The sequence below is a fragment of the Curtobacterium sp. VKM Ac-2887 genome, assembly GCF_015350935.1.
GTDB lineage: Bacteria > Actinomycetota > Actinomycetes > Actinomycetales > Microbacteriaceae > Curtobacterium.
The window spans coordinates 198,657-219,850 of record NZ_JADKSB010000008.1 but is presented as its reverse complement, the minus strand read 5'-3'; the positions used below and the strand labels follow the sequence as shown (position 1 = coordinate 219,850).

Genomic DNA, 21,194 nt, shown 5'->3' with positions numbered 1-21,194 from the left:
TCTGGTGGATTGTGGGGGTGGCGGATCGCTGGTCAGCGCACCCGGTCGGTGATGCTCTTCGGTCCGCGGCCCATGCCGAGGAGTCCCGCACGGGCGAGCTCCTTGATTCCGTAGGGCTCGAGGACGCGGAGGATCGCCTGGATCTTGCCGGGGTCTCCGGTCACCTCGACGATGAGCGAGTCGTTCGCGACGTCGACGACCTGTGCGCGGAACAGGTTCACTGCCTCGAGCACGGCCGAGCGTGTCTGGTTGTCGACGCGGACCTTCACGAGCATGTGCTCGCGCTGGACGGACTGCGAGAAGTCCAGTTCGACGATCTTGATGACGTTGACGAGCTTGTTGAGCTGCTTCGTCACCTGCTCGAGCGGGAGGTCCTCGACGTCGACGACGACGGTGATCCGGCTGAGGCCGTCGACCTCGGTGTTGCCGACGGCGAGCGACTCGATGTTGAACCCGCGGCGGGCGAACAGGCCCGCGACGCGGGTCAGCAGACCGGGCTTGTCCTCGACGAGGAGGGACAGGACGTGGCTCATGCGGTTTCCCCCGTCATGTCGGCGTCCTCGTCGTCCCAGGTGGGTGCGAGGGCCTGGGCGTACTCGATGGACGAGTTGCTGACTCCCTGCGGGACCATCGGCCAGACCATCGAGTCACGGCTCACGACGAAGTCGATCACCACGGGGCGGTCGTTCGTCTCGAGTGCGAGCTGGATGGCGGCGTCGACCTCGTCGGCCTTCTCGACGCGGATGCCGAGGGCACCGTACGCGTCCGCCAGCTTCACGAAGTCGGGCACGCGGCGCGAGTCGTGGCCGGTCTCGAGGTCGGTGAACGAGTGGCGGCCGTCGTAGAACAGCGTCTGCCATTGCCGCACCATGCCGAGCGACGAGTTGTTGATGATCGCGACCTTGATCGGGATGTCGTTGATGACGCAGGTCGCGAGTTCCTGGTTCGTCATCTGGAAGCAGCCGTCGCCGTCGATCGCCCAGACCACGCGGTCCGGCTGGGCGACCTTCGCGCCCATCGCGGCGGGGACGGAGTAGCCCATCGTGCCCGCGCCGCCGGAGTTCAGCCAGGCGTTCGGGCGCTCGTACTTGATGAACTGCGCCGACCACATCTGGTGCTGCCCGACACCCGAGGCGTAGACGGCCTCGGGACCGGAGAGCTCGCCGATGCGCTTGATGATGGCCTGCGGGGCGAGCAGCCCGTCGGTCGGCTCGGCGTACCCGAGCGGGAAGTCGACCTTGAGCTGGCGGAGCTTCGTCCACCAGTCGGCCGTCGCGGCGCGGTCGTCGACGGCGATGCCGCCCCACGCGTCGAGCAGGTCGACCAGGACCTCACGGGCGTCGCCCACGATCGGGACGTCGGCGAAGCGGATCTTCGAGATCTCGGCCGGGTCGATGTCGACGTGCACGACCTTGGCGTTCGGCGCGAACTCGTCGGCCTTGCCCGTCACGCGGTCGTCGAAGCGGGCACCGAGCGCGATGATCAGGTCGCTGTCCTGCAGACCGAGCACCGCCGGGACGGTGCCGTGCATGCCGGGCATGCCGAGGTGCTGCGGGTGCGAGTCCGGGAAGGCACCGCGTGCCATCAGCGTCGTCACGACGGGCGCACCCGTCGCCTCGGCGAAGCGGAGCAGCTCGGCGGTCGCGCGGGAGCGGATCACGCCGCCGCCGACGTAGAGCACCGGCCGCTCGGCCTCGGCCAGGAGCTGCGCGGCCGCGGTGATCTGCTTGCCGTGCGCCTTGGTGACCGGTCGGTAGCCGGGCAGGTCGATCTTGGGCGGCCAGACGTAGGGCGCCGACTTCTGCTGGGCGTCCTTCGTGATGTCCACCAGCACGGGGCCGGGCCGACCGGTCGTCGCGATGAGGTGCGCCGCGGCCAGGGTCGCCGGCACATCGGCCGGGTCCGTGACCAGGAACGAGTGCTTCGTGATCGGCATCGTGATGCCGACGATGTCGGCTTCCTGGAACGCGTCGGTCCCCATCAGCGTCGAGAACACCTGGCCAGTGATCGCGATGAAGGGCACCGAGTCCATGTAGGCGTCGGCGATGGCCGTGACGAGGTTCGTCGCACCGGGGCCGGACGTCGCGATGGCGACACCGACCTTGCCGGACGCCGAGGCGTAGCCCTCGGCGGCGTGGCCGGCGCCCTGCTCGTGGCGGACGAGGATGTGGCGGATCGTCTTCGACGCCATGAGCTCGTCGTAGAACGGGATGATGGCACCGCCCGGCAGGCCGAAGACGTCGGTGATCCCGAGGTGCTCGAGCGTCCGGAGGACGGCTCCCGAGCCGGTCAGGATCTCCGGCGACCGGCGTGCACCGGCGGCCGCGGACAGCGGAGTTGCTTCCGTGGGCATGAGGTGGTCCTTGCCTGGAGAGGTGGCGATGGTGCGTGTGTCGAACGCTAGCCCGTGACCGCGCCCTGGGCGGCGGACTTCACGAGCTTGGCGTACTTCGCGAGGACTCCGCGGGTGTAGCGCGGGGGCAGCGGGGCCCAGCCGTCACGGCGGGCCTCCAGCTCGGTCGGGTCGACCAGTAGGTCGAGCGAGCGAGCCGCGATGTCGACACGGATGCGGTCGCCATCGCGCACGAAGGCAACTGGACCTGCGTCCACTGCCTCGGGTGCGATGTGGCCGATGCACAGGCCGGTTGTGCCGCCTGAGAATCGTCCGTCGGTCAAGAGTAGTACATCCTTGCCGAGGCCCGCGCCCTTGATGGCTGCGGTGATGGCGAGCATCTCGCGCATGCCCGGGCCGCCCTTGGGGCCCTCGTAGCGGATGACGACGACGTCGCCCTTCTGGATCTTGCCCTCGGTGAGGGCGTCCATCGCGGCACGCTCGCGGTCGAACACCCGCGCGGGGCCCTCGAACACCTCGGCGTCGAAGCCCGCGGTCTTCACCACGGCACCCTCGGGGGCGAAGGTCCCCTGCAGGACGGTCAGGCCGCCGGTCTCGTGGATCGGGTTGTCGAGCGTGCGGAAGACCTCGCCGTCGAGCGCCGGCGGGTCGATCTCGGCCAGGTTCTCGGCGACGGTCTTGCCCGTGACGGTGAGGCAGTCGCCGTGCAGCAGGCCGGCGTCGAGCAGCGCCTTCATGATCACCGGGATGCCGCCGTTGCGGTCGACGTCGACCATGACGTACTTGCCGAAGGGCTTCATGTCGGCCAGGTGCGGGACCTTCGAACCGATGCGGTTGAAGTCGTCCAGCGACAGCTCGACCTCGGCCTCGTAGGCGATGGCGAGCAGGTGCAGGATGACGTTGGTGGAGCCGCCGAGGGCCATCGCCACGGCGATCGCGTTCTCGAAGGCTTCCTTCGTCAGGATCTGGCGGGCGGTGATCCCGTGCTCGAGCATGTTCACCACGGCCTCGCCGGAGCGGTGCGCGTAGTAGTCACGGCGGCGGTCGGCGCTCGGCGGGGCGGCGGAGCCCGGCAGCGACATGCCGAGGGCCTCGGCCACGCTCGCCATGGTGTTGGCCGTGTACATGCCACCGCAGGCGCCCTCGCCCGGGACGATGGCGCACTCGATCTTCTTCAGCTCTTCCTCGGACATGGTGCCGGCCTTGCAGGCGCCGACGCCCTCGAAGGAGTCGATGATCGTGACTTCCTTCATCGTGCCGTCGGCCTGCTTCACGTAGCCCGGCATGACCGAGCCCGCGTACAGGAACACGCTCGCCAGGTCGAGGCGCGCGGCGGCCATGAGCATGCCCGGCAGGGACTTGTCGCAGCCGGCGAGCAGGACGGTGCCGTCGAGGCGCTCGGCGTTGACGACGGTCTCGACGCTGTCGGCGATGACCTCGCGCGAGACGAGCGAGAAGTGCATGCCCTCGTGGCCCATCGAGATGCCGTCCGAGACGGAGATGGTGCCGAACTGCAGCGGGTAGCCGCCGCCGGAGTGGACGCCTTCCTTGGCGCCCTGTGCGAGGCGGTCGAGCGAGAGGTTGCAGGGCGTGATCTCGTTCCACGAGGACGCGATGCCGATCTGCGGCTTGCTCCAGTCCTCGTCTCCCATACCGACGGCCCGCAGCATGCCACGCGAGGTGGTTGCTTCGATCCCGTCGGTGACGACCCGGCTGCGCGGCTTGACGTCGATATCAGGCATGGAGCGAGTCTAGGACCGATTGGGATACCAGTCGCGCACCTTCATGCGTTCGCATGCTTCCGCGTGGCGGACGGGAGGCCCGGATCACCCTGTCAGCGCGTCGCACGCAGGCGCGCGAGCTGCTTCAGGACGCCGGTCAGGGCCGCCGGGTCGGCGATGCGGTACCCGGCACGGGTCTCCCCCGGGCCCACCTTCACGCCGACGTCGCCGTCACCGAGCACGCGGAAGCCGTCCTCGTCGGTGACGTCGTCACCGGCGAAGAACACCGCGTCGGCACCGTGGAGCTCGCGCAGCCGGGCGATCGCGTCGCCCTTCGTGACGTGCCGGACGGCGAACTCGACGATGTCCTTGCCACCGCGCTCGAGCACGTCGGCGTCGGCCTCGTGCGCCGCACGGCTCGCGTCGGCGTTCGCCTGCGCGGCGACCTCGGCGCTCACGCGACGGGTGTGCACGCCGTGACCGGCCGGCTTGTGCTCGATGACGACGCCCGGGTACCGCGCGCCGACCTCGTCGAGCGCCGCACCGATGCGTGCGACCCGGGCGACCTCGTCGTCGGTCAGGGCGGCCTCGTCGTGGCCGTCCACGCGCCACTCGACGCCGTGCGACCCGACCAGCGCCATGTCCTGCGGCGCGTGCGACACGGCCGCGAGGCTGCCGAGCGGGCGACCGGAGACGAGCACGACCTCGGTGTCCTTCGCACGGTGCAGGGTCAGGACCGCTGCCCACGAGCCCGGCAGAGCACCGACCTGCGACGGCTCGTCGGCGAAGGGCGCGAGCGTGCCGTCGAAGTCGAGGGCGACGATGAGTCGCGGCGCAGCCGCGAGCGTCTCGAGAGCCGTGTCGATGGCGGTCTGGTCGGTGGTGGTCTCAGTCATCACGTGCCTCCCGGGTGTCCTCGGCAGCCCTGGCGGACTGGGCGTCCTGGTCGAAGATCGACATGTTGTCGGTCTGCGCCTCACGGTGTCGGTCCGCCGGGTCGGTGGCGGACGGGTCGAGCTGGGCGTTCCGCGGCGCGTGCCGGTCGAGCGCCTCGAGGAACGAGCGCGACCAGCGCGCCACGTCGTTGTCACGCACCCGCTTCCGGAGCGCACGCATGCGTGTCGAGCGCTCGCGGCGCGGCATCTCGATCGCGCGCTCGATGCTGTCCTTCAGCGCGCCGATGTCGTGCGGGTTGACGATGACGGCCTGCTTCAGTTCGTCGGCGGCACCGGCGAACTCGGACAGGATGAGCACCCCGTCGCTGTCGAAGCGGGCCGCGACGTACTCCTTCGCGACGAGGTTCATGCCGTCGCGCAGTGCGGTGACGAGCATGATGTCGGCGGCCAGGTAGAGCGCCACCATCTCCTCGCGCGGGTAGCCGTGGTGCAGGTACGAGATCGGCTGGTGGCCGATGACCCCGAGGTCGCCGTTGATGCGGCCGACGCTCAACTCGATCTCGTCGCGGAGGGTGGCGTAGGTGTCGACGCGCTCGCGGCTCGGACTCGCGACCTGGATGAGGGCGGCGTCCTCGACCTTGATGCGGCCGTCCTCGACGAGCTCGCCGAAGGCCTTGATGCGGTGCCGGATGCCCTTGGTGTAGTCGAGGCGGTCGACCCCGAGCAGCACCGTCTTCGGGTTGCCGAGGCTCTCGCGGATCTCGCGGGCACGCTCCTGCACCTCGGGACGGCGCGCGATGTCCTCGAAGGCCTCGGCGTCGATCGAGATCGGGAAGTGCCGGGCCTCGACGTGGCGGACCGTGATCCCCTTGCGGCTGCGCGGTGCGTCGGGGTCGTCGACGGGGACGTCGATCGTCTGCCCCTTCGTCGTGTAGCCCTTGATGTGACGGACCGCGCGGAGGAAGTCGCTCGCGTCGTCGTGGCGCTGGAAGCCGATGACGTCGGCGCCGAGCAGGCCGTCGAGGATCTGCGCGCGCCAGGGCAGCTGGGCGTAGATGCCGACCGGCGGGAACGGGATGTGGTTGAAGAAGCCGATCGTCAGGTCGGGACGCTTGGCCCGGAGCAGTGCCGGCACGAGCTGCAGCTGGTAGTCCTGCACCCAGACGATGCCGTCCTGCTCGGTGATCTCGGCGATCTGGGCGGCGAAGCGCTCGTTGACGCGCTTGTAGGCGTTCCACCAGTCGCGGTGGTAGCTCGGGTGCTCGATGACGTCGTGGTACAGCGGCCAGAGGGTGTCGTTGCTGAAGCCCTCGTAGTACTCCTCGACGTCGTCGTCGGACAACGGGACCGGCACGATGTGGATGCCCTCGTTGTCGAACGGCTCGACCTCGACCTCGGGCTGGCCGACCCAGCCGACCCAGGCCCCGTCGTTCGCGCGCATCACGGGCTCGAGGGCGGTGACGAGGCCACCGGGCGAGTGCCGCCACCCCTCGTTGCCGTCCTGGTCGACGACCCGGTCCACCGGCAGGCGGTTCGAGGCGACGACGAAGGCGTACTTGGTGGAGGAACGAGAAGGCGCAGACACGGTGGGAACCTACCAGCGCCCGGACAGCGGATTCACGGCGGATCGGCGGGTTCCGGTACGCTGCGGGTGCGTGTCGGGGGGACACGGGTGCTGGCGTGCGGCATCGGCCTCCCGGTCGGAGAGGACCCACCAGCCATGAGCGAGAACCCGCCGAACCCGCCCGTCCCGCCCGTCCCGCCGGGGCAGCCCGGCCCGCAGCCGTCGGATGCGTTCGGTCGCCTGCTGCGGTCCGTGTCCGGCCGTGACTGGCTGGCCGCCGTGCTCGCCGCCGTCGGCGGCTGGGTCGCCGCCTACGTGGTCGCCGCGATCTCGCTGCTCCTCACCGTCGCCGTGCTGGCAGCGGGCGGATCGGGATCCGGTTCCGTCGGGTCGGGGTCGACGGGCACCGGGACCGACCTCGGCGCCGGGAGCACCCCCGACGTCCAGTCGCTGCTTTCCGGGGTCAGCGTCCTGCTCGGCACCCCCGCCCAGCTCGTCGCCCTCGCCGACCTCGGCCGCCTGCACCTGTCCGGCTCGATCGGCTTCCTCGGGTCGGGGTCGGGCGCGCTCGCGGTCGTCCCGGCGCTCGTGCTCGCCGCGCAGGTCGTGCTGGCCGTCGTGCTCACCCGTCGCATCCGCACCCGCGGCCTCGGGCGCACCCCGATCCTGCTGACCGCCGTCCTGTCCGGGCTGGTGACCACGGTGCTGACCAACGCCGCCGCGGGCATCCTCGCCATCCGGTTCCCCGCCGTCTCCGGCGCCTCCATCGACCCCGTGCACGCGGTCGGCCTCGGCAGCGTCCTCGGGGCCTTCGTGATCGGCGCACTCGCCGCGGTGCTCGCACGCCCGTCGGCCCTGCTCGGCCGGAACGTGTTCGCCGGTCGCGTCCTCGGCACGCTGCGCGTCGCGGCGTCGCAGCTCACGGTGCTCGTCGTGCTGGTGACGGTCGTCGTCATCGTCGTCGCCCTGGTCGCACAGCCCTCGTGGGGCGCAGCGCTGCCGGTGCTCGTCGGCAACGTCGCGGTCGGCCTCACCGCCCTCGGGTTCCTCGGCGGCGTCGGGCTGTCCGGCTTCGGCTCGGCGGGCAGCACGGCGTCGGTCTTCGGCGGCGCCGGCGGCTGGACCTGGCTCGTCGTCCTGCTCGTCGTCGTGACCTCGGTCGTCGCGGGCCTCGCACTCGCTGTCCGCCGCAACGACCGGTTCCGCACCACGCTGGACTGGGTCGTGACCCCGGTCGTCTGGTTCGCCCTCGGGCTCCTGCTCTTCGTGCTCGGCACCGGGCTGGTGTCCTACCAGGCGACGGGCATCAGCGCCGTCAGCGGGACCGGTTCGATCGGGATCGCACCGTGGACTCCGCTCGTGTTCGCGCTGTGGGGCGGCGCGATCGAGGCCGTGGCACGGTACCTCGCGCCCGTGCTGCTCCCCCGCCTCGGCGGTGGCGTCGTGCTGCGGACCTCGCGCCTCGTCGGAGCGGACCCGCGCCCGGCGGCCGCACCGACCTTCCCGGCAGCGACTCCGGCGTTCCCGTCGGCGGCGCCCGCGGGCGACCCGGCAGCAGCAGCGTGGGCGGCGACGCCCGGCGTCGGCCACCCCGGTCAGCCCGAACAGCCCTTCGTCGGCGGCGGCGCTCCCGCGCCCGCTCCGATGTCGCCGCGCGCCAAGAAGGTCCTGGTCCGCTCGCTCATCGCCGGCGGCGCCGTGGTCGTCGTCGTCATCGCGGGAGCCGTCACCACCGGTGTGCTCCGTGCCAACGTGTGGGGCCCGGCGCCGACCGTGAAGTCCTACGTGCAGGCCATCGCGAGCGGCGACGCCGACACCGCCGCCCGACTCAGCGAGGTGCCGTCCGACGCCGCCATGCTCGACACCGCGGTGCTGAAGAGCGCGAAGGACCGCCCGTCGGACATCCGCGTCGGCCGCGTCTCGACGAGCGGAGACAGCGCCCTCGCCACCGTCAGCTACACCCAGGACGGCAAGAACCGCTCCGGCCAGGTCAGCCTCCGGCGCACCGGCACCTCGTTCCTGGTGAAGGACGAGTGGCGCGTCACCGAGCCGCTCGCCCAGACCGTCACCCTGACCGCGTCCGAGGTGCTCGAGGGCGCCCCGGTCACGGTCGGCGGCAAGGAGATCGGTGAGATCAGCGACGGCCGGTTCACCTCGCTCGCCTACCCCGGCACCTACGAGGTGCAGGTCGGCGGGACGAAGTACTTCACCGGCGGCACCGAGCAGGTGTCGGTCGGTGCGACGTCGTCCGGGTACGTCGACTTCACCCCCACCGCCACGAAGGCGCTGCAGCAGGACGCCGAGCAGTACGTGACCGACCTGATCGACGACTGCGCCACGAAGACCGACCTCAGCGCGCTGAGCGGGTGCCCCTGGTACGGCCCGTACGACGCTGATGGTGCCGTGCGCTACGACGTCACGACGATGCCCGAGGTCGAGGTCGAGGCCTCCGGTTCGGGCACGGTCATGGTGCAGAGCACGAAGGACGGTGTCGTCGAGTACGACTACACCTCGTACTTCGGGGACGAGGAGCACGGCGAGGACAGCTTCGATGTGTACCAGTACCTGAAGGTCGAGGACGGGAAGCTCGTCTCCGCCTACTGACGCACCACCGCACGCGACGACGGCCGGCCTGGGATCCCCGGGCCGGCCGTCTCACTAGGCTGACGCGCATGGTCAGGACACGGGCGTGGCGGAACGGCGACGCGGCGGAACGGGACTTCCCGGTCGACCGGGTCTCGGACCTCGTCGCCGACGCGGACACCTTCGTCTGGGTCGACTACACCGACCCGGTGCACGACGACCTCGTGCAGGTCGAACAGGAGCTCGGCATCCACGCCCTCGCCGTCGAGGACGCCGTCGAGCAGGGCCAGCGCCCGAAGCTCGACCGGTACCGCGACAGCCTGTTCCTCGTGGTCTACGACGTCGGCGGTCTCGGCGAGGACGGCGAGCTCGTCACCCACGAGGTGAAGGCGTTCGTCACCGAGCACGCCCTCGTCACCATCCACGGGGCCGACGTCGACACCGCCGCGATGGAGCACCGGCTCGACGCGAACGCGGACGTGGCCGAGCACGGTGTGCCGTGGCTCGTCTGGGCGCTGCTCGACGCCGTCGTCGACCACGCCACCGAGACCGTGGAGGACATCGAGCGACGGATCGACGACCTCGAGGACGACCTGTTCGAGCGGGGCAACGCCCGCGAACAGCAGATCCAACGCCGGTCGTTCCGCCTCCGCAAGGCCCTCGGCGTGCTGCGGCGGCTCGTCGTCCCGACCCGCGACAGCGTCGCGTCGCTGCTGCACGGCGACGCGGAGACGATCTCGGACGGCATCCGGCCCTACTTCCGCGACGTCGAGGACCACCTGGTGTCGATCTCCGACTCCGTCGAGCAACTGCGCGACGCCGTATCGAGTGTCCTCGACACGAACCTCAACCTGGCGTCGAACCGGCAGAACACCGTGATGAAGAAGGTGACGAGCTGGGCCGCGATCATCGCGATCCCCACCGCCATCACCGGCTTCTTCGGACAGAACGTGACGTTCCCGGGCGAGGGTGCGTGGAGCGGGTTGTACGTCTCGCTCGCGCTCATCGTCGCGTCGTCGCTCGTGCTCTACCGCGTCTTCAAGGCCCGCGACTGGCTCTGACCGCGACCGCGCGTCGGAGCGCGAGCACCCCAGCGGCCCCACGTCAGAACGCCAGCGCGAGCACCCCGGCGACCACGGTGAGCGGAGCCGCGATGCACCCGAGCAGCATGTACTTGCCCCACGACAGGTGCACGCCCTCGGCCGACAGCCGTGCGTGCCACAGCAGGGTGGCGAGGGAGGCCCACGGCGTCACCAGGCACCCGGCGTTCACGCCGATGAGGAGCGCCGCGTACCGCACGGCCTCGTGACCGGCAGCGGGCTCGAGCACCAGGTACGCGGGCAGGTTGTCGATCGCGTTCGCCGCCACCGCTCCCCCGGCGCCGAGCAGCAGGAGCGGCCCGGTGCCGGTGCCGTCGCCGAGCGCCCGCACGATCGGGTCGGTGAGCCCGGTGCTGTGCAGGGTCTCGACCACGACGAAGAGCCCGGCGGCGAACAGCAGCGTCGACCACGGCACCCGCGACGGCCGGAGCTCGGCGGGCGACCGGAACGCCGCGACCACGACGAGCACGAGGGCACCGGCGACGGCCGCGATCCAGACCGTCACCCCGGCGGTCAGCGCCACCACGAGCGCGACGAGCACAGCGGACGCCGCCCAGAACGACACCGGGTCGGACGGACGGCGCACCGACACCGGCGTGTAGCGCCCGAAGAGCTTGCCGCGGAACACCACGAGCAGGACGGCGCACGGCACGACGACCCCGGCGACGGCCGGCCAGGCCATCAGCCCGGCGAAGGGCAGCGGGCCGCCGAGGCCCATCCGGTCGACGGCGAGCAGGTTCGTCAGGTTCGACACCGGCAGCAGCAGGGACGCGGTGTTCGCGAGCCAGACGGTGGTGAGCGCGAACGGCATCGGCGGCAGCCCGACCCGGCGCGCCAGTGAGATCACGATCGGGGTGAGCAGCACCGCGGTCGTGTCGATCGACAGGAACACGGTGCAGAGCACGGCGAGGACCACGACCGCGCCCCACAGCCCGATGGTGCGTCCGCCGCCGACACGTGCCGCGACGTCGGCGAGCCGGTCGAACACCCCGGCGTCCGCGGCGAGCTCGGCGACGATCGTCAGCCCGAGGACGAACCCGAGGACAGGCAGGACCCGTTCGGCCAGGACCCCGAGGTCGTCGAGCGGCAGCAGGCCGAGCGCGACGCACACCGCGCCGATGACGAGCAGCACTGCTCCGATGACGGCCTGACGCACGGGCGTTCCTCCACGAGTGCGCCGGGCAGGGTGTCCGGCGGCGCTCCAATGTACTGACCGGTAGCGTTGGCAGTACGACGACAGGAGGCCTCTGTGCGCAAGTTCATGTTCAACGGTGCGGTGTGGAGTTCGCTCATCAGCGGCTACAGCGTGCTCCAGACCACCCGCCAGGGACCCCGCGACTGGCGGCTCGCCCTGACGTGGGTCGCGTGGATCGCGACCACGATCGTGGCGATCGGCACGGTGGTCGAGGACGACCGCGCCGTCAAGGCGCGCCAGCCGTAGCTCCGGGCCGCGACCACACGACGGACGGGAGGCCCGGTGCCAGCTGGCACCGGGCCTCCCGTCCGTCCCGTGTCGGGTCCGGAGCCCGTCAGCGCTCCGCAGGCGGGATGTCGGACGTCTGGATCGGACCGGTGAAGAGTGCCGCGCGGTCCTCCTGCCCCGGCGCGAACAGCGCCGAGTCGGCAGCGGTCGACGCCGTGCGCCGCCGCGGTGCGGTCTCGTCGACCATGAGCACGCGCTGGACCGGCAGGGCGTCGGGGTGGGTGCGCTGGATCCACTCGACGAGTTCCTCGCGGATGTAGCAGCGCAGGTCGAACAGCGACGGGGCGTCGTGCGACGTCGCGAGGACCCGCACCCGCACGTACCCCTGCACGGCATCGGTGACCTGCAGCACCTTGACGCGGCGGTCCCACAGCTCGGTGCGGTCGAGGATCCGGTCGAGTTCCTCGCGCATCTCCCCCGGACGGACCCGCCAGTCCAGGTCCATCTCGACGGCACCGAGCAGTTCGCTGTTCGTGCGCGTCCAGTTCTCGAACGGGGTGCTCGTGAAGTACGTCGACGGCAGCACGAAGCGCCGGTCGTCCCACAGGTGCACGACCACGTAGGTCAGGGTGATCTCCTCGATCCGCCCCCACTGCTGCTCGACCACGACGACGTCGTCGACGCGGATCGACCCGGAGAACGCGAGCTGCATGCCCGCGAAGACGTTGCCGAGCGTCGACTGCGCCGCGAGACCCGCGACGACCGAGATGAGTCCGGCGCTCGCGAGCACGCTCGCGCCCGCCGCCTCGACCCCGTCGAAGGTGAGCAGGATCGCGCCGACGGCGATGATGACGAGCACGGCGACGGTCAGCCGCCGGATGATGAGGACCTGCGTGCGGATGCGGCGGGCCTGCCGGTTGTCGGGGACGTCGATGCGGAACCGGTGCAGGCCGAGGTCCTCGAGGAAGATCGCGATCTGGCACGCCAGCCAGCAGCCCACCGCGATCGTGACGATGAGGAACCCGTGCACGACCTCGTCGCGCCACGGGTACGCGTCGGCGTCGCGCGGGACGCTCGAGGTGAACGCGATCCAGAGCAGGACCACGAGCAGGGTGGTGCGGAACGGGTGCTTCGCCCGGCGCGAGAGCACGCCGGCCCACCGTTCCCGTCGCGCGACCGTTCGCAGCACCAGGTGCAGGACGACCGCGGCGACGGCAGTGATGAGGAGGGCGAACCCGATCGCGACCAGGAGTCGGAGGAGGATGTCCATCCCTCCATGCAAGCAACGAAACGACAGGCGTCGTTCAGAAAACCGGCCCAGGACGCGACCGAGGCCCGGTGCGCACGACGCGCACCGGGCCTCCTGTCCGACCTGCTGACTACTTGCCGGACGTGAGCGAATCGACGAAGTCCTGGTGCTCGGAAGCCCACTTCTCCGTGATCGCGGGGTACTCGCTGGCCTTCGCGCCGCTGTTCACGAGCGCGTTCTCGAGCGAGTAGAGGGTGTCGGAGTCCATCGAGAAGTCCTCCATCCACTTCGACGCCTGCGGGAAGTCCTGCTCGAAGTCCTTCTTGGCGATCGTGTGGATCTCCTCGTTCTTGCCGAGCGCACCCTTCGGGTCCTTCAGGTCCTTGATCGGGAAGGCGTCGTACGCCCAGTGCGGACGCCACAGCGTCACGACGACGTCCTCCTTCTTCGCGATCGAGGCCTTGAGGTCGGCGAGCATCGCCGGCGTCGAACTCGTGATGAAGTCCATGCCGTCCAGGCCGTACTGCGGGATGACCTGGTCGGACACGACCTTCGTCTCACCGGCGGCCGGCTCGATGCCGATGATCTTGTTGCCGAAGTCGGACGCGTGCGCCTTGAGCTCGTCGATCGAGTCGATGTCCGAGTACTTCGGCACCGCCAGTTCCAGCGACGCCTGCTCGTTCCAGGCGCCGAGGTCCGTCAGGTCCTTGCCGTAGGTGTCCATGTACTCCTTGTGCGTGTTCGGCAGCCAGGTGTCGAACACCACGTCGTAGTCGCCGGACGCGAGGCCGGTGTAGGCGGGTGCGACGTCGGAGTTCGTGAGCTGGACGTCGTAGCCCTTCTGCTCCAACACGTACTTCCAGAGGTAGCTGGCGGCGGTGTCCTCGTCCCAACCGTTGAAGACGACGACGTGCATCGACTTCTGGTCGCCGTTGTCGACGGTGCCGGAGGCCCCGTAGTAGCCGGGCGGCATGCAGGCGGACAGGCCGACGGCGGTGGCGACGGCGAGGACGGCCGCCGCGAGGGTGCGCTTGGTTCGCTTGGTTCGTTTCATGGTCTGGTCCTTCCTCACGCGCTGGTCGTCTGCGGCTCGCGCCGGCGGTCGGCCGGGGCTGCCTCGGTGGTGGCGGCGGTCTGGGCGGTCGCCGCGTTCGGCGTCGCGGTCACGGTGGGCTTGCGCTTGCGCTTCCACGGCCGGGCGGCACCGCTCGCGTCGCCGCCGAGCGCTGCGGTCAGGCGGTCCAGCAGGATCGCCAGGACCACGACCGACAGGCCGGCTTCGGCCCCGAGCCCGACGTCGATGCGGTTCAGCGAGGCGACGATCTGCTCGCCGAGGCCGCCGGCGCCGACCATGCCGGCGATGACGACCATCGACAGCGACAGCATGATGACCTGGTTGACGCCGGCCATGATGCTGGCCTTCGCCAACGGCAGCTGGATCTGACGGAGGATGCGCCACGGGCTCGACCCGAAGGCGGCACCGGCCTCGACGACCTCGCTCGGGACGCCGCGGATGCCGAGCTCGGTGAGCCGGACGCCGGGGGCCATCGCGAAGACGATCGTCGCGACGATGCCGGGGACGACACCAACGCGGAACAGCAGCAGCGCCGGGATTAGGTAGACGAACGCCGGGGTCGTCTGCATGAAGTCCAGGACCGGGCGGATGATCCGGCTCGCGGCGTCGGACCGGGCGGCCCACACCCCGAGCGGGATGCTGAGGACGACGGCCAGGCCGGCGGCGACCACGACGAGCGCGAGCGTGTTCATCGCGTTCGTCCACTGCCCGACGCTGACGATGAACAGCAGACCGATGGCAGCGCCGAGCGCGAGCTTCCAGCCCTTCGCCAGGAACGCCAGCACGACGAGGACCGCGACGACGACCCAGAACGGCGGGGTGGACAGGAAGTACTCCATCCACGCGTCCATCCACGTGAACACGTAGCGGACGACGTCGAAGAAGCCGGACAGGTAGGTCGTGATCCAGTCGACGACCGCGGCGACCCAGGTGCCGAGGGGCAGGTGGAAGTCACCGAAGGAGTTGGTACCGGGGGTGATCATGCGTGGTCTCCTTCGATGGCGGGCTCGCCGGTGTGGGCAGGCGTCTCGCCGGTCGCGGCGAGGGTCGAGTCCATGTCGGAGTCGGAGATGCGGGTGACCGGCTCGAGCACCGGGATCGGCATCGTCGCGGTCGGCACGTTGCCGAGCGCGGCCAGCAGGGTCACACGCGGGACGACGCCGAGCAGGCGCTCCTCGTCGTCGACCACGGCGATCGGCAGGGGTGACTCGACGGCGAGCTCGAACAGGTCGGTCAGCGCGGTGTCGGGGGCGACCCGGGCGTACTCGGTGTTCACGATCGCGTCGAGGTTCGTGTCGCCGGCCTTCACCTGGCGCATCACGTGCCGGTCGCGGACCCAGCCCTCGAGCTTCCGGCCACGACCGGTGACGAAGAGCGCGGCGGTCTGCAGGTCGCGCATGGTGCGCAGTGCGCCACGAGGACCCACGGTCAGCGGGACGGTGGCGCGGGCCGGTTCCATGACGCTCGCGGCGGTGAGCACACGGGCACGGTCGACGTCCTGCACGAACTGGGCGACGTAGTCGTTCGCCGGGTCGGTGAGGATGTCCTCCGGCGACCCGATCTGCACGATCCGGCCGTCGCGCATCACGGCGATCCGGTCGCCGAGGAACATCGCCTCGTTGAGGTCGTGCGTGATGAAGACGATGGTCTTGCCGAGCCGCTGCTGCAGGTCGACGAGCTGCTCCTGCATCTCGCGGCGGATGAGCGGGTCGAGCGCGCTGAACGCCTCGTCCATGAGCAGGACGTCGGTCTCGGCGGCGAGGGCGCGGGCGATGCCGACGCGCTGCTGCATGCCGCCGGACAGCTCGTCGGGCTTCGCGTCGGCCCAGACGTCCAGGCCGACCAGGTCGATGACCTCACGGGCCTTCGCGAGGCGCGTCGTCTTGTCGACGCCGTTCACCTCGAGGCCGTACGCGACGTTCTCGAGCACGGTGCGGTGCGGCAGCAGGGCGAAGTGCTGGAACACCATCGACACGCTGGACCGGCGGATGTCGCGGATCCCCTTCGGCGTCGCGCCGGTGACCGTGCGGCCGCCGATCTCGACGCTGCCGGCGGTGGGCTCGAGCAGGCCGTTGAGCATCCGGATGAGGGTCGACTTGCCGGAGCCGGACAGCCCCATGACGACGAAGATCTCGCCGGGTCGGACGTCGAAGGACGCGTCGATGACCGCGGCGGATCCCTGCTCGCGGACCTCGTCGCGGGTGGCACCGGCGGCGAGGCGGCGGACGGCCTCGGCCGGTCGACGGCCGAACACCTTGTAGACGTCGCGGACGCTGACCGCCGGCGACGTGGTGGGGTCCGGGGACGTGCCGGTGGGGTCCGGCGACGGGGTGTGCCGGCTCTCGGGTGGTGCGATGGACAACTGGGCTCCTCGCGTCGCCACGGCGAACGAGCGCGCGTGCGGCGACGGTGTGGTTGCGGACGGGTCGTCCGGGACGGTGCGCGCGGCCACGTCGAGCCCCGCGCAACGGCGCAGGGCGAGCGATCACGCACGCAGGGACCACGCTCGGGGCGGTCCCGGTCCGGCCGACCGTACGGCCCCGGCGCTGCTGGCCGTGGACGCGTCCTGGTCGTCGTGTCCCCGACCATCGGGCCTGTGGGGACGTTCAAACCTAACGGTGTCTTGTCCCCCGATCACAATCGACGTCCGCCGGAATCCCGGCACCGCTGTACCCCGTCGTCGGCGTGTCGCCCACGCACATGGGGATCGCGATCGTGACCGTCTCGTTACAGATCAGCTCGTTCGGAGGTTTGTGTGCCGCCCCGGTTCCGTGCGCATGTAGGTTGGCGCGCATGACAGCGCAGAACGACACGGGCGTGAACCGTGCTCCGGCGAACGACTTCTCGCACGAGCAAGAGGGCTACCAACACGGTCTGAAGCCCCGGCAGCTGCAGATGATCGCGATCGGTGGGGCCATCGGTACCGGACTCTTCCTCGGTGCGGGTGGACGACTCCACACCGCGGGCCCCGCGCTCGCGCTGACCTACCTGATCTGCGGCATCTTCGCGTTCTTCATCCTGCGCGCCCTCGGCGAGCTCGTGCTGCACCGTCCGTCGTCGGGGTCGTTCATCTCCTACGCCCGCGAGTTCTACGGCGAGAAGTTCGCCTACGCCGCCGGCTGGATGTACTTCCTGAACTGGGCGATGACCTCGATCGTCGACACCACCGCCGTCGCGATCTACCTGCAGTACTGGTCCGCGTTCACCGCCGCACCGCAGTGGCTCCTCGCGTTGATCGCCCTGGTCGTCGTGCTCGCCGCCAACATGGTCGCGGTCAAGGTGTTCGGCGAACTCGAGTTCTGGTTCGCGCTCATCAAGGTCGCCGCACTCGTCGCGTTCCTCGTCGTCGCGATCATCTGGCTCGTCTTCGCGTTCCCGGTCGAGGCCGGCGGCGAAGCCGTCCGCACGGGCTTCTCGATCTGGGGCGACAACGGCGGACTGTTCCCGAACGGGCTGCTCCCCGCGGTCATCGTGATCCAGGGTGTCGTCTTCGCGTACGCGGCGATCGAGCTCGTCGGCACCGCGTCCGGTGAGACGCAGAACACCGAGAAGGTCATCCCCCGCGCCATCAACTCCGTCGTGTTCCGCATCGCGGTCTTCTACGTCGGGTCGATCATCCTGCTCTCCCTGCTCCTGCCGTACACGGCGTACAAGGAGGGCGAGAGCCCGTTCGTGACGTTCTTCTCGTCGCTCGGCAACCCGCAGGTCGGGTCGATCGTCGGCGGCATCATGAACTTCGTCGTGCTCACGGCGGCACTGTCGTCGCTCAACGCCGGCCTGTACTCGACCGGTCGCGCCCTGCACTCGATGGGCATGAACGGCTCGGCGCCGAAGTGGACCACCAAGATGTCGAAGGGCGGTGTGCCGTACGCCGGCATCCTGCTCACCGCCGGCTTCACCGTCGCCGGCGTCGTCCTGAACTACTTCGTCCCGAGCCAGGCGTTCGAGATCGCGCTGAACATCGCGAGCCTCGGCATCATCACGGCGTGGGGCACGATCATCCTCTGTCAGATGCGGCTCCGGTCGTGGGCGAAGCAGGGACTGGCGAAGGAGCCGTCCTTCAAGCTGCCCGGCGCCCCGGTGACCGCGTGGCTCACCCTGGCGTTCCTGGCGTCGGTCATCGTGCTGATGGCGATCGACTACCCGGTCGGCACCTACACGATCGCGTCCCTCGTGATCGTGATCCCGCTGCTCGTCGTCGGCTGGTTCTTGCAGCGCGACCGCATCCTGCGCATCGCCTCGCTCCGACAGGGCGTCACCGGCCCGTACCCGATCGGTGTCCGTGACCCGGCGAACCAGGTCCGTCGCGACGGCGAGGACGGCGGCGAGCACAAGGGGTCCGACGACACCGTCTGATCTGTCCCCGGTGCGCAGCACGTCGCGCGCCGAGTGCAGTGGGTCCGGCTCCCGTCGGTACGATCGGCGGGTGCCGGACCGCTCTGTCTCCCCTGCGTCTGTTCCCCCCACCCTCGATCTCCAGCTGAGCTGGCGAGGCGCGTACGGACGCCTGCGGGTGTTCCCCGACCGCCTGGAGGCCGAGACCGACTACGAGCGCGAGGCGCGGGTCTCGGTGCCGATGGACGCGGTGTCGGGGTGGCGGCTCGGACCGTGCGACGAGGATGCCGTCTGCGTCGAGTTCGTCACGGAGCCGGAGACGTTCCGCGTGCTGCTCGACACCTCGGACGAGCAGCTCGCCGCGCTGGCGATCCAGAAGGTGCTCGGACCGCCGCTGCACACGGAGTCCTGACCGGTCCGGCCAGTCGACTCAGGGCCACGCCGGCGCGTCGGTGCTCTCCGCCGCACGCCGAGCCCACACCCCGTCGAGTGCTCCGCGCTGCTCGGGCGACAACCGGACGGACCCCACCGCGACGTTCTCCTCGAGGTGGGCGACGCTCGACGTCCCCGGGATGAGCAAGACCTGTGGCGCGCGGCCGAGCAGCCACGCGAGGCCCAGCTGCGCCGCGGTGACCCGCAGCTCCGCAGCGATCCGGATCGCGACGGGTTCGTCGGCGACCTTCGGCAGACCGGGGAACGCGCCGCCGAGCGGGAAGAACGGAACCCAGGCGACGCCGTTCCGGACGGCCAGGTCGAACAACGCCTCGTGTTCCCGCGCCACCAGCGAGTACGCGTTCTGGACGCACACGATGCCGGCGGCGAGACCGCGGCGCAGGACCGGTTCGGACACGGCACTGAGTCCGATGGCCCCGATCAGCCCTTCGTCCCGCATGGCCGTCATCTCGGCGAGCTGGTCGTCCAGGTCGACGAGCTGCTCCCCCTCGGCGATCAACCCGGGTCCGGTGTCGGCGCGCCGCAGGTTCACGACGTCGATGCGCTCGCGGCCCAGGGTCCGGAGGTTCGCGTGCACCTGTTCGCGCAGCTCCTCCGGGCGTTGCGCCAGTGCGAGCGGCACCGGCGCGTCGACGCGGACAGCACCGATCTTGCTGACGACGACCACCTGGTCCGAGGCGCCGAACGCTCGCCGGATGACGTCGTTCGCGACACCGTCGCCGTAGAACTCCGCGGTGTCGAGGTGATCCACCCCGAGCTCGCGCGCCCGGTGCAGCAGGGCGACGCCGGCCGCGCGGTCCTCGGCGAAGCGTTCGAGCGCCATCGCGCCGTAGCCGATCCGAGCGACGGTCCGTCCGCCGAGGTCGTACGCGCCACCCGGGCGCTCCGTGTCGTGGTGCATGTCGTCTCCGGTATCCTCGATCGAAGCGGAGGATCCTCCGCTTCGATGATCCTAACCGGAGGAGCCTCCGTTTTGTCCACCACAACGCCCGACGCCCCGGATGCCGGTCCCCGCCGACCCCGGGCCGACGCCGCGCGCAACCGGGAACGGCTCGTCGGTGCCGCCCGCGCCGCCTTCACCCACCAGGGTGAGGACACGTCCCTCGGCGCGATCGCGTTGGCCGCAGGTGTCGGGATCGGGACGCTCTACCGGAACTTCCCCACGCGTCAGGACCTCGTGGCCGCCGTCTACCGAGCCGAGCTCGACGCCGCGCTGAGCACGGTCGACGACCTGCTCGACGGGGCGTCCGCCGCCTCGGCGCTCCGGGCCTTCGCCGGCCGGTACGCCGAGTTCGTGGCGACCAAACGCGGACTCGCCGAGACCGTCCGAGCCGGCGCGCTCCGTGAGACCGCCGAAGCCGCGGGGACCCGTGATCGGGTCAACGCGGCGGTCCAACGGTTCCTCGACAGCGGCACTGCGGACCGCTCCCTCCGCGCGGACGTCCTCGCCGACGACGTGACCGCCGCGCTCGTCGGGATCCTGTTGACGACCCGTGGCGCTGCGGACGGTTCACAGACCGACCGCCTGCTCGACATCCTGGTCGAGGGGCTCCGGACGCACTGACGTCCCGGAGACCGCTCAGGCAGTGCCGTCCGGGGCGAACTGCGTGACGCGGAACGTGGCGCCCTGCGGGTCCCGCAGTTCGGCCGCACGCGTCCACGGCCCCTGCCAGGTACCGAGCACGGCGCCGCCGAGCTCCTCGGCCCGTGCGGCGGCGGCATCACGGTCCGCCACGCTGAACGACACGTGCCAGTCGTCCGGCCCGTCGTCGAGTCGGGCGAGGGCGCCGATGACGTCCGCGAAGCCCTCCGGTGCGCCGACCTGCCGTTCGCGGATGTCGGGGTCGGAGGTGGCCGCGAGGTGGTCCCCGTAGCCGGGCAGCCGGACCATGGCGCTCGGGCCCTCCTCGATGCCGGAGACCCGCCAGCCGAACAGCTGCTCGTAGAACGAGATCGCCTGCTCCGGCTCGGTCGAGCGGAGGTCGCTGAAGACCCAACCACCGGGGGCGTTGATGTGCTGGGACCCGAGCCGCTCGCGCGCCTGCCAGAGTCCGAACGCCGCACCGCGCGGATCGACGCAGTCGACGCTGCGGCCCGCGGCGCCACCCGGCCCGGCGTCCTCCGCCGGAGCGGCGGTGCCACCGAGCTCGACGACTCGAGCGGCCACCGCGTCGGCGTCGTCCACGGCGATGTACGTCGTCCACGACGCCGGCTCGTCACCCGAGGCGATCGCACCGACCTCTCGTCCGTCGATGCTCACGATCCGGTACGAGCCGGGGGCCCCGGGCGGCAGGCGCTCCTCGAAGTCCCAGCCGAACAGACCGCCGTAGAACGCCTGCGCGGCGTCGGGGTCCGGGTGTCGTCCGTCGATCCAGCTCGGCACGCCCTGCGGGTAGGTGCGAGGGGTCTGGTCCGTCATGGTGTCTCCCGAGGTCGCCGACG

General features: G+C 70.6%; 18 protein-coding genes. 6 read left to right on the top strand and 12 right to left on the bottom strand.

What is annotated here, in order from left to right:
• Nucleotides 1-32: 32 nt before the first annotated feature.
• The 5 genes from ilvN to otsA form a co-directional block, all read right to left on the bottom strand.
• Nucleotides 33-533 (bottom strand): acetolactate synthase small subunit, encoded by a 501-nt coding sequence (ilvN, locus tag ITJ69_RS11565; protein ID WP_022907763.1) that lies wholly within the window; start codon nucleotides 531-533, stop codon nucleotides 33-35.
• Nucleotides 530-2,353 carry an acetolactate synthase large subunit gene (locus ITJ69_RS11560; protein ID WP_194672815.1) on the bottom strand — a complete coding sequence of 608 codons (1,824 nt, stop codon included), beginning with the start codon at nucleotides 2,351-2,353 and terminating at the stop codon, nucleotides 530-532. The genes ilvN and ITJ69_RS11560 overlap by 4 nt, the downstream gene beginning before the upstream one ends.
• Before the next feature lie 47 nt (nucleotides 2,354-2,400).
• The gene (ilvD, locus tag ITJ69_RS11555) at nucleotides 2,401-4,095 is read right to left on the bottom strand and encodes a dihydroxy-acid dehydratase (RefSeq protein WP_123292267.1); all 1,695 of its coding nucleotides are present in this window, start codon (nucleotides 4,093-4,095) and stop codon (nucleotides 2,401-2,403) included.
• Nucleotides 4,096-4,187: 92 nt separating this feature from the next.
• On the bottom strand, nucleotides 4,188-4,970 hold the full coding sequence (gene otsB / locus ITJ69_RS11550) for a trehalose-phosphatase (RefSeq protein ID WP_111085942.1): 783 nt from the start codon (nucleotides 4,968-4,970) through the stop codon (nucleotides 4,188-4,190).
• The gene (gene otsA / locus ITJ69_RS11545; RefSeq protein ID WP_123292265.1) at nucleotides 4,963-6,555 is read right to left on the bottom strand and encodes an alpha,alpha-trehalose-phosphate synthase (UDP-forming); all 1,593 of its coding nucleotides are present in this window, start codon (nucleotides 6,553-6,555) and stop codon (nucleotides 4,963-4,965) included. The genes otsB and otsA overlap by 8 nt, the downstream gene beginning before the upstream one ends.
• Nucleotides 6,556-6,690: 135 nt before the next feature.
• Here otsA and ITJ69_RS11540 point away from each other — a divergent pair, with 135 nt between their 5' ends.
• Nucleotides 6,691-9,138, top strand: a complete 2,448-nt coding sequence (locus tag ITJ69_RS11540) for a hypothetical protein (protein ID WP_194672814.1) — start codon at nucleotides 6,691-6,693, stop codon at nucleotides 9,136-9,138.
• Between the two features lie 68 nt (nucleotides 9,139-9,206).
• Entirely contained in the window at nucleotides 9,207-10,178 is a 972-nt protein-coding gene (locus ITJ69_RS11535) for a magnesium transporter CorA family protein (protein WP_123292263.1), read from the top strand.
• A 43-nt stretch (nucleotides 10,179-10,221) separates the two neighbouring features.
• Here ITJ69_RS11535 and ITJ69_RS11530 read toward each other — a convergent pair whose 3' ends face one another.
• Nucleotides 10,222-11,373 (bottom strand): SLC13 family permease, encoded by a 1,152-nt coding sequence (locus ITJ69_RS11530; RefSeq protein ID WP_159573943.1) that lies wholly within the window; start codon nucleotides 11,371-11,373, stop codon nucleotides 10,222-10,224.
• Between the two features lie 93 nt (nucleotides 11,374-11,466).
• On the opposite strand from ITJ69_RS11530, the gene ITJ69_RS11525 reads away from it, so the two are divergent.
• Nucleotides 11,467-11,658 carry a hypothetical protein gene (locus ITJ69_RS11525; RefSeq protein WP_111085947.1) on the top strand — a complete coding sequence of 64 codons (192 nt, stop codon included), beginning with the start codon at nucleotides 11,467-11,469 and terminating at the stop codon, nucleotides 11,656-11,658.
• 88 nt (nucleotides 11,659-11,746) lie between these two features.
• On the opposite strand, the gene ITJ69_RS11520 is transcribed toward ITJ69_RS11525, so the two are convergent.
• From ITJ69_RS11520 to ITJ69_RS11505, 4 genes are all read right to left on the bottom strand, one after another.
• A complete protein-coding gene (locus tag ITJ69_RS11520) occupies nucleotides 11,747-12,910 on the bottom strand; it encodes a mechanosensitive ion channel family protein (protein ID WP_123338999.1) in 1,164 nt (387 codons plus the stop codon).
• Nucleotides 12,911-13,019: 109 nt separating this feature from the next.
• Nucleotides 13,020-13,943 (bottom strand): glycine betaine ABC transporter substrate-binding protein, encoded by a 924-nt coding sequence (locus ITJ69_RS11515; protein ID WP_159573942.1) that lies wholly within the window; start codon nucleotides 13,941-13,943, stop codon nucleotides 13,020-13,022.
• Between the two features lie 14 nt (nucleotides 13,944-13,957).
• The gene (locus ITJ69_RS11510; protein WP_194672813.1) at nucleotides 13,958-14,947 is read right to left on the bottom strand and encodes an ABC transporter permease; all 990 of its coding nucleotides are present in this window, start codon (nucleotides 14,945-14,947) and stop codon (nucleotides 13,958-13,960) included.
• On the bottom strand, nucleotides 14,944-16,218 hold the full coding sequence (locus tag ITJ69_RS11505) for a quaternary amine ABC transporter ATP-binding protein (protein WP_131881502.1): 1,275 nt from the start codon (nucleotides 16,216-16,218) through the stop codon (nucleotides 14,944-14,946). Before ITJ69_RS11505 ends, ITJ69_RS11510 begins: the two co-directional genes overlap by 4 nt.
• 539 nt (nucleotides 16,219-16,757) lie before the next feature.
• Here ITJ69_RS11505 and ITJ69_RS11500 point away from each other — a divergent pair.
• Both ITJ69_RS11500 and ITJ69_RS11495 read left to right on the top strand, forming a co-directional pair.
• Nucleotides 16,758-18,320, top strand: coding sequence for an amino acid permease (locus ITJ69_RS11500; protein WP_159573941.1), 1,563 nt, complete (start codon nucleotides 16,758-16,760; stop codon nucleotides 18,318-18,320).
• A 157-nt stretch (nucleotides 18,321-18,477) separates the two neighbouring features.
• Nucleotides 18,478-18,711 carry a hypothetical protein gene (locus ITJ69_RS11495; protein WP_228505429.1) on the top strand — a complete coding sequence of 78 codons (234 nt, stop codon included), beginning with the start codon at nucleotides 18,478-18,480 and terminating at the stop codon, nucleotides 18,709-18,711.
• An 18-nt stretch (nucleotides 18,712-18,729) separates the two neighbouring features.
• Here the strand turns inward: ITJ69_RS11495 and ITJ69_RS11490 are convergent, their stop codons facing one another.
• Nucleotides 18,730-19,653 (bottom strand): aldo/keto reductase, encoded by a 924-nt coding sequence (locus ITJ69_RS11490; RefSeq protein WP_194672812.1) that lies wholly within the window; start codon nucleotides 19,651-19,653, stop codon nucleotides 18,730-18,732.
• Between the two features lie 72 nt (nucleotides 19,654-19,725).
• Between ITJ69_RS11490 and ITJ69_RS11485 the strand changes: the two genes are divergently transcribed.
• Nucleotides 19,726-20,316, top strand: a complete 591-nt coding sequence (locus tag ITJ69_RS11485) for a TetR/AcrR family transcriptional regulator (protein WP_228505428.1) — start codon at nucleotides 19,726-19,728, stop codon at nucleotides 20,314-20,316.
• Between the two features lie 15 nt (nucleotides 20,317-20,331).
• Here the strand turns inward: ITJ69_RS11485 and ITJ69_RS11480 are convergent, their stop codons facing one another.
• Complete coding sequence (locus tag ITJ69_RS11480) at nucleotides 20,332-21,171, bottom strand: VOC family protein (protein WP_194672811.1); 840 nt, start codon at nucleotides 21,169-21,171, stop codon at nucleotides 20,332-20,334.
• Nucleotides 21,172-21,194: the final 23 nt, after the last annotated feature.

Coding starts and splice junctions, on each gene's coding strand:
- ilvN (WP_022907763.1), bottom strand. CDS start 533: ATGAGCCACGTCCTGTCCCTCCTCGTCGAGGACAAGCCCGGTCTGCTG.
- ITJ69_RS11560 (WP_194672815.1), bottom strand. CDS start 2,353: ATGCCCACGGAAGCAACTCCGCTGTCCGCGGCCGCCGGTGCACGCCGG.
- ITJ69_RS11535 (WP_123292263.1), top strand. CDS start 9,207: ATGGTCAGGACACGGGCGTGGCGGAACGGCGACGCGGCGGAACGGGAC.
- ITJ69_RS11515 (WP_159573942.1), bottom strand. CDS start 13,943: ATGAAACGAACCAAGCGAACCAAGCGCACCCTCGCGGCGGCCGTCCTC.
- ITJ69_RS11510 (WP_194672813.1), bottom strand. CDS start 14,947: ATGATCACCCCCGGTACCAACTCCTTCGGTGACTTCCACCTGCCCCTC.
- ITJ69_RS11540 (WP_194672814.1), top strand. CDS start 6,691: ATGAGCGAGAACCCGCCGAACCCGCCCGTCCCGCCCGTCCCGCCGGGG.
- ilvD (WP_123292267.1), bottom strand. CDS start 4,095: ATGCCTGATATCGACGTCAAGCCGCGCAGCCGGGTCGTCACCGACGGG.
- ITJ69_RS11500 (WP_159573941.1), top strand. CDS start 16,758: ATGACAGCGCAGAACGACACGGGCGTGAACCGTGCTCCGGCGAACGAC.
- ITJ69_RS11480 (WP_194672811.1), bottom strand. CDS start 21,171: ATGACGGACCAGACCCCTCGCACCTACCCGCAGGGCGTGCCGAGCTGG.
- otsB (WP_111085942.1), bottom strand. CDS start 4,970: ATGACTGAGACCACCACCGACCAGACCGCCATCGACACGGCTCTCGAG.
- ITJ69_RS11520 (WP_123338999.1), bottom strand. CDS start 12,910: ATGGACATCCTCCTCCGACTCCTGGTCGCGATCGGGTTCGCCCTCCTC.
- ITJ69_RS11490 (WP_194672812.1), bottom strand. CDS start 19,653: ATGCACCACGACACGGAGCGCCCGGGTGGCGCGTACGACCTCGGCGGA.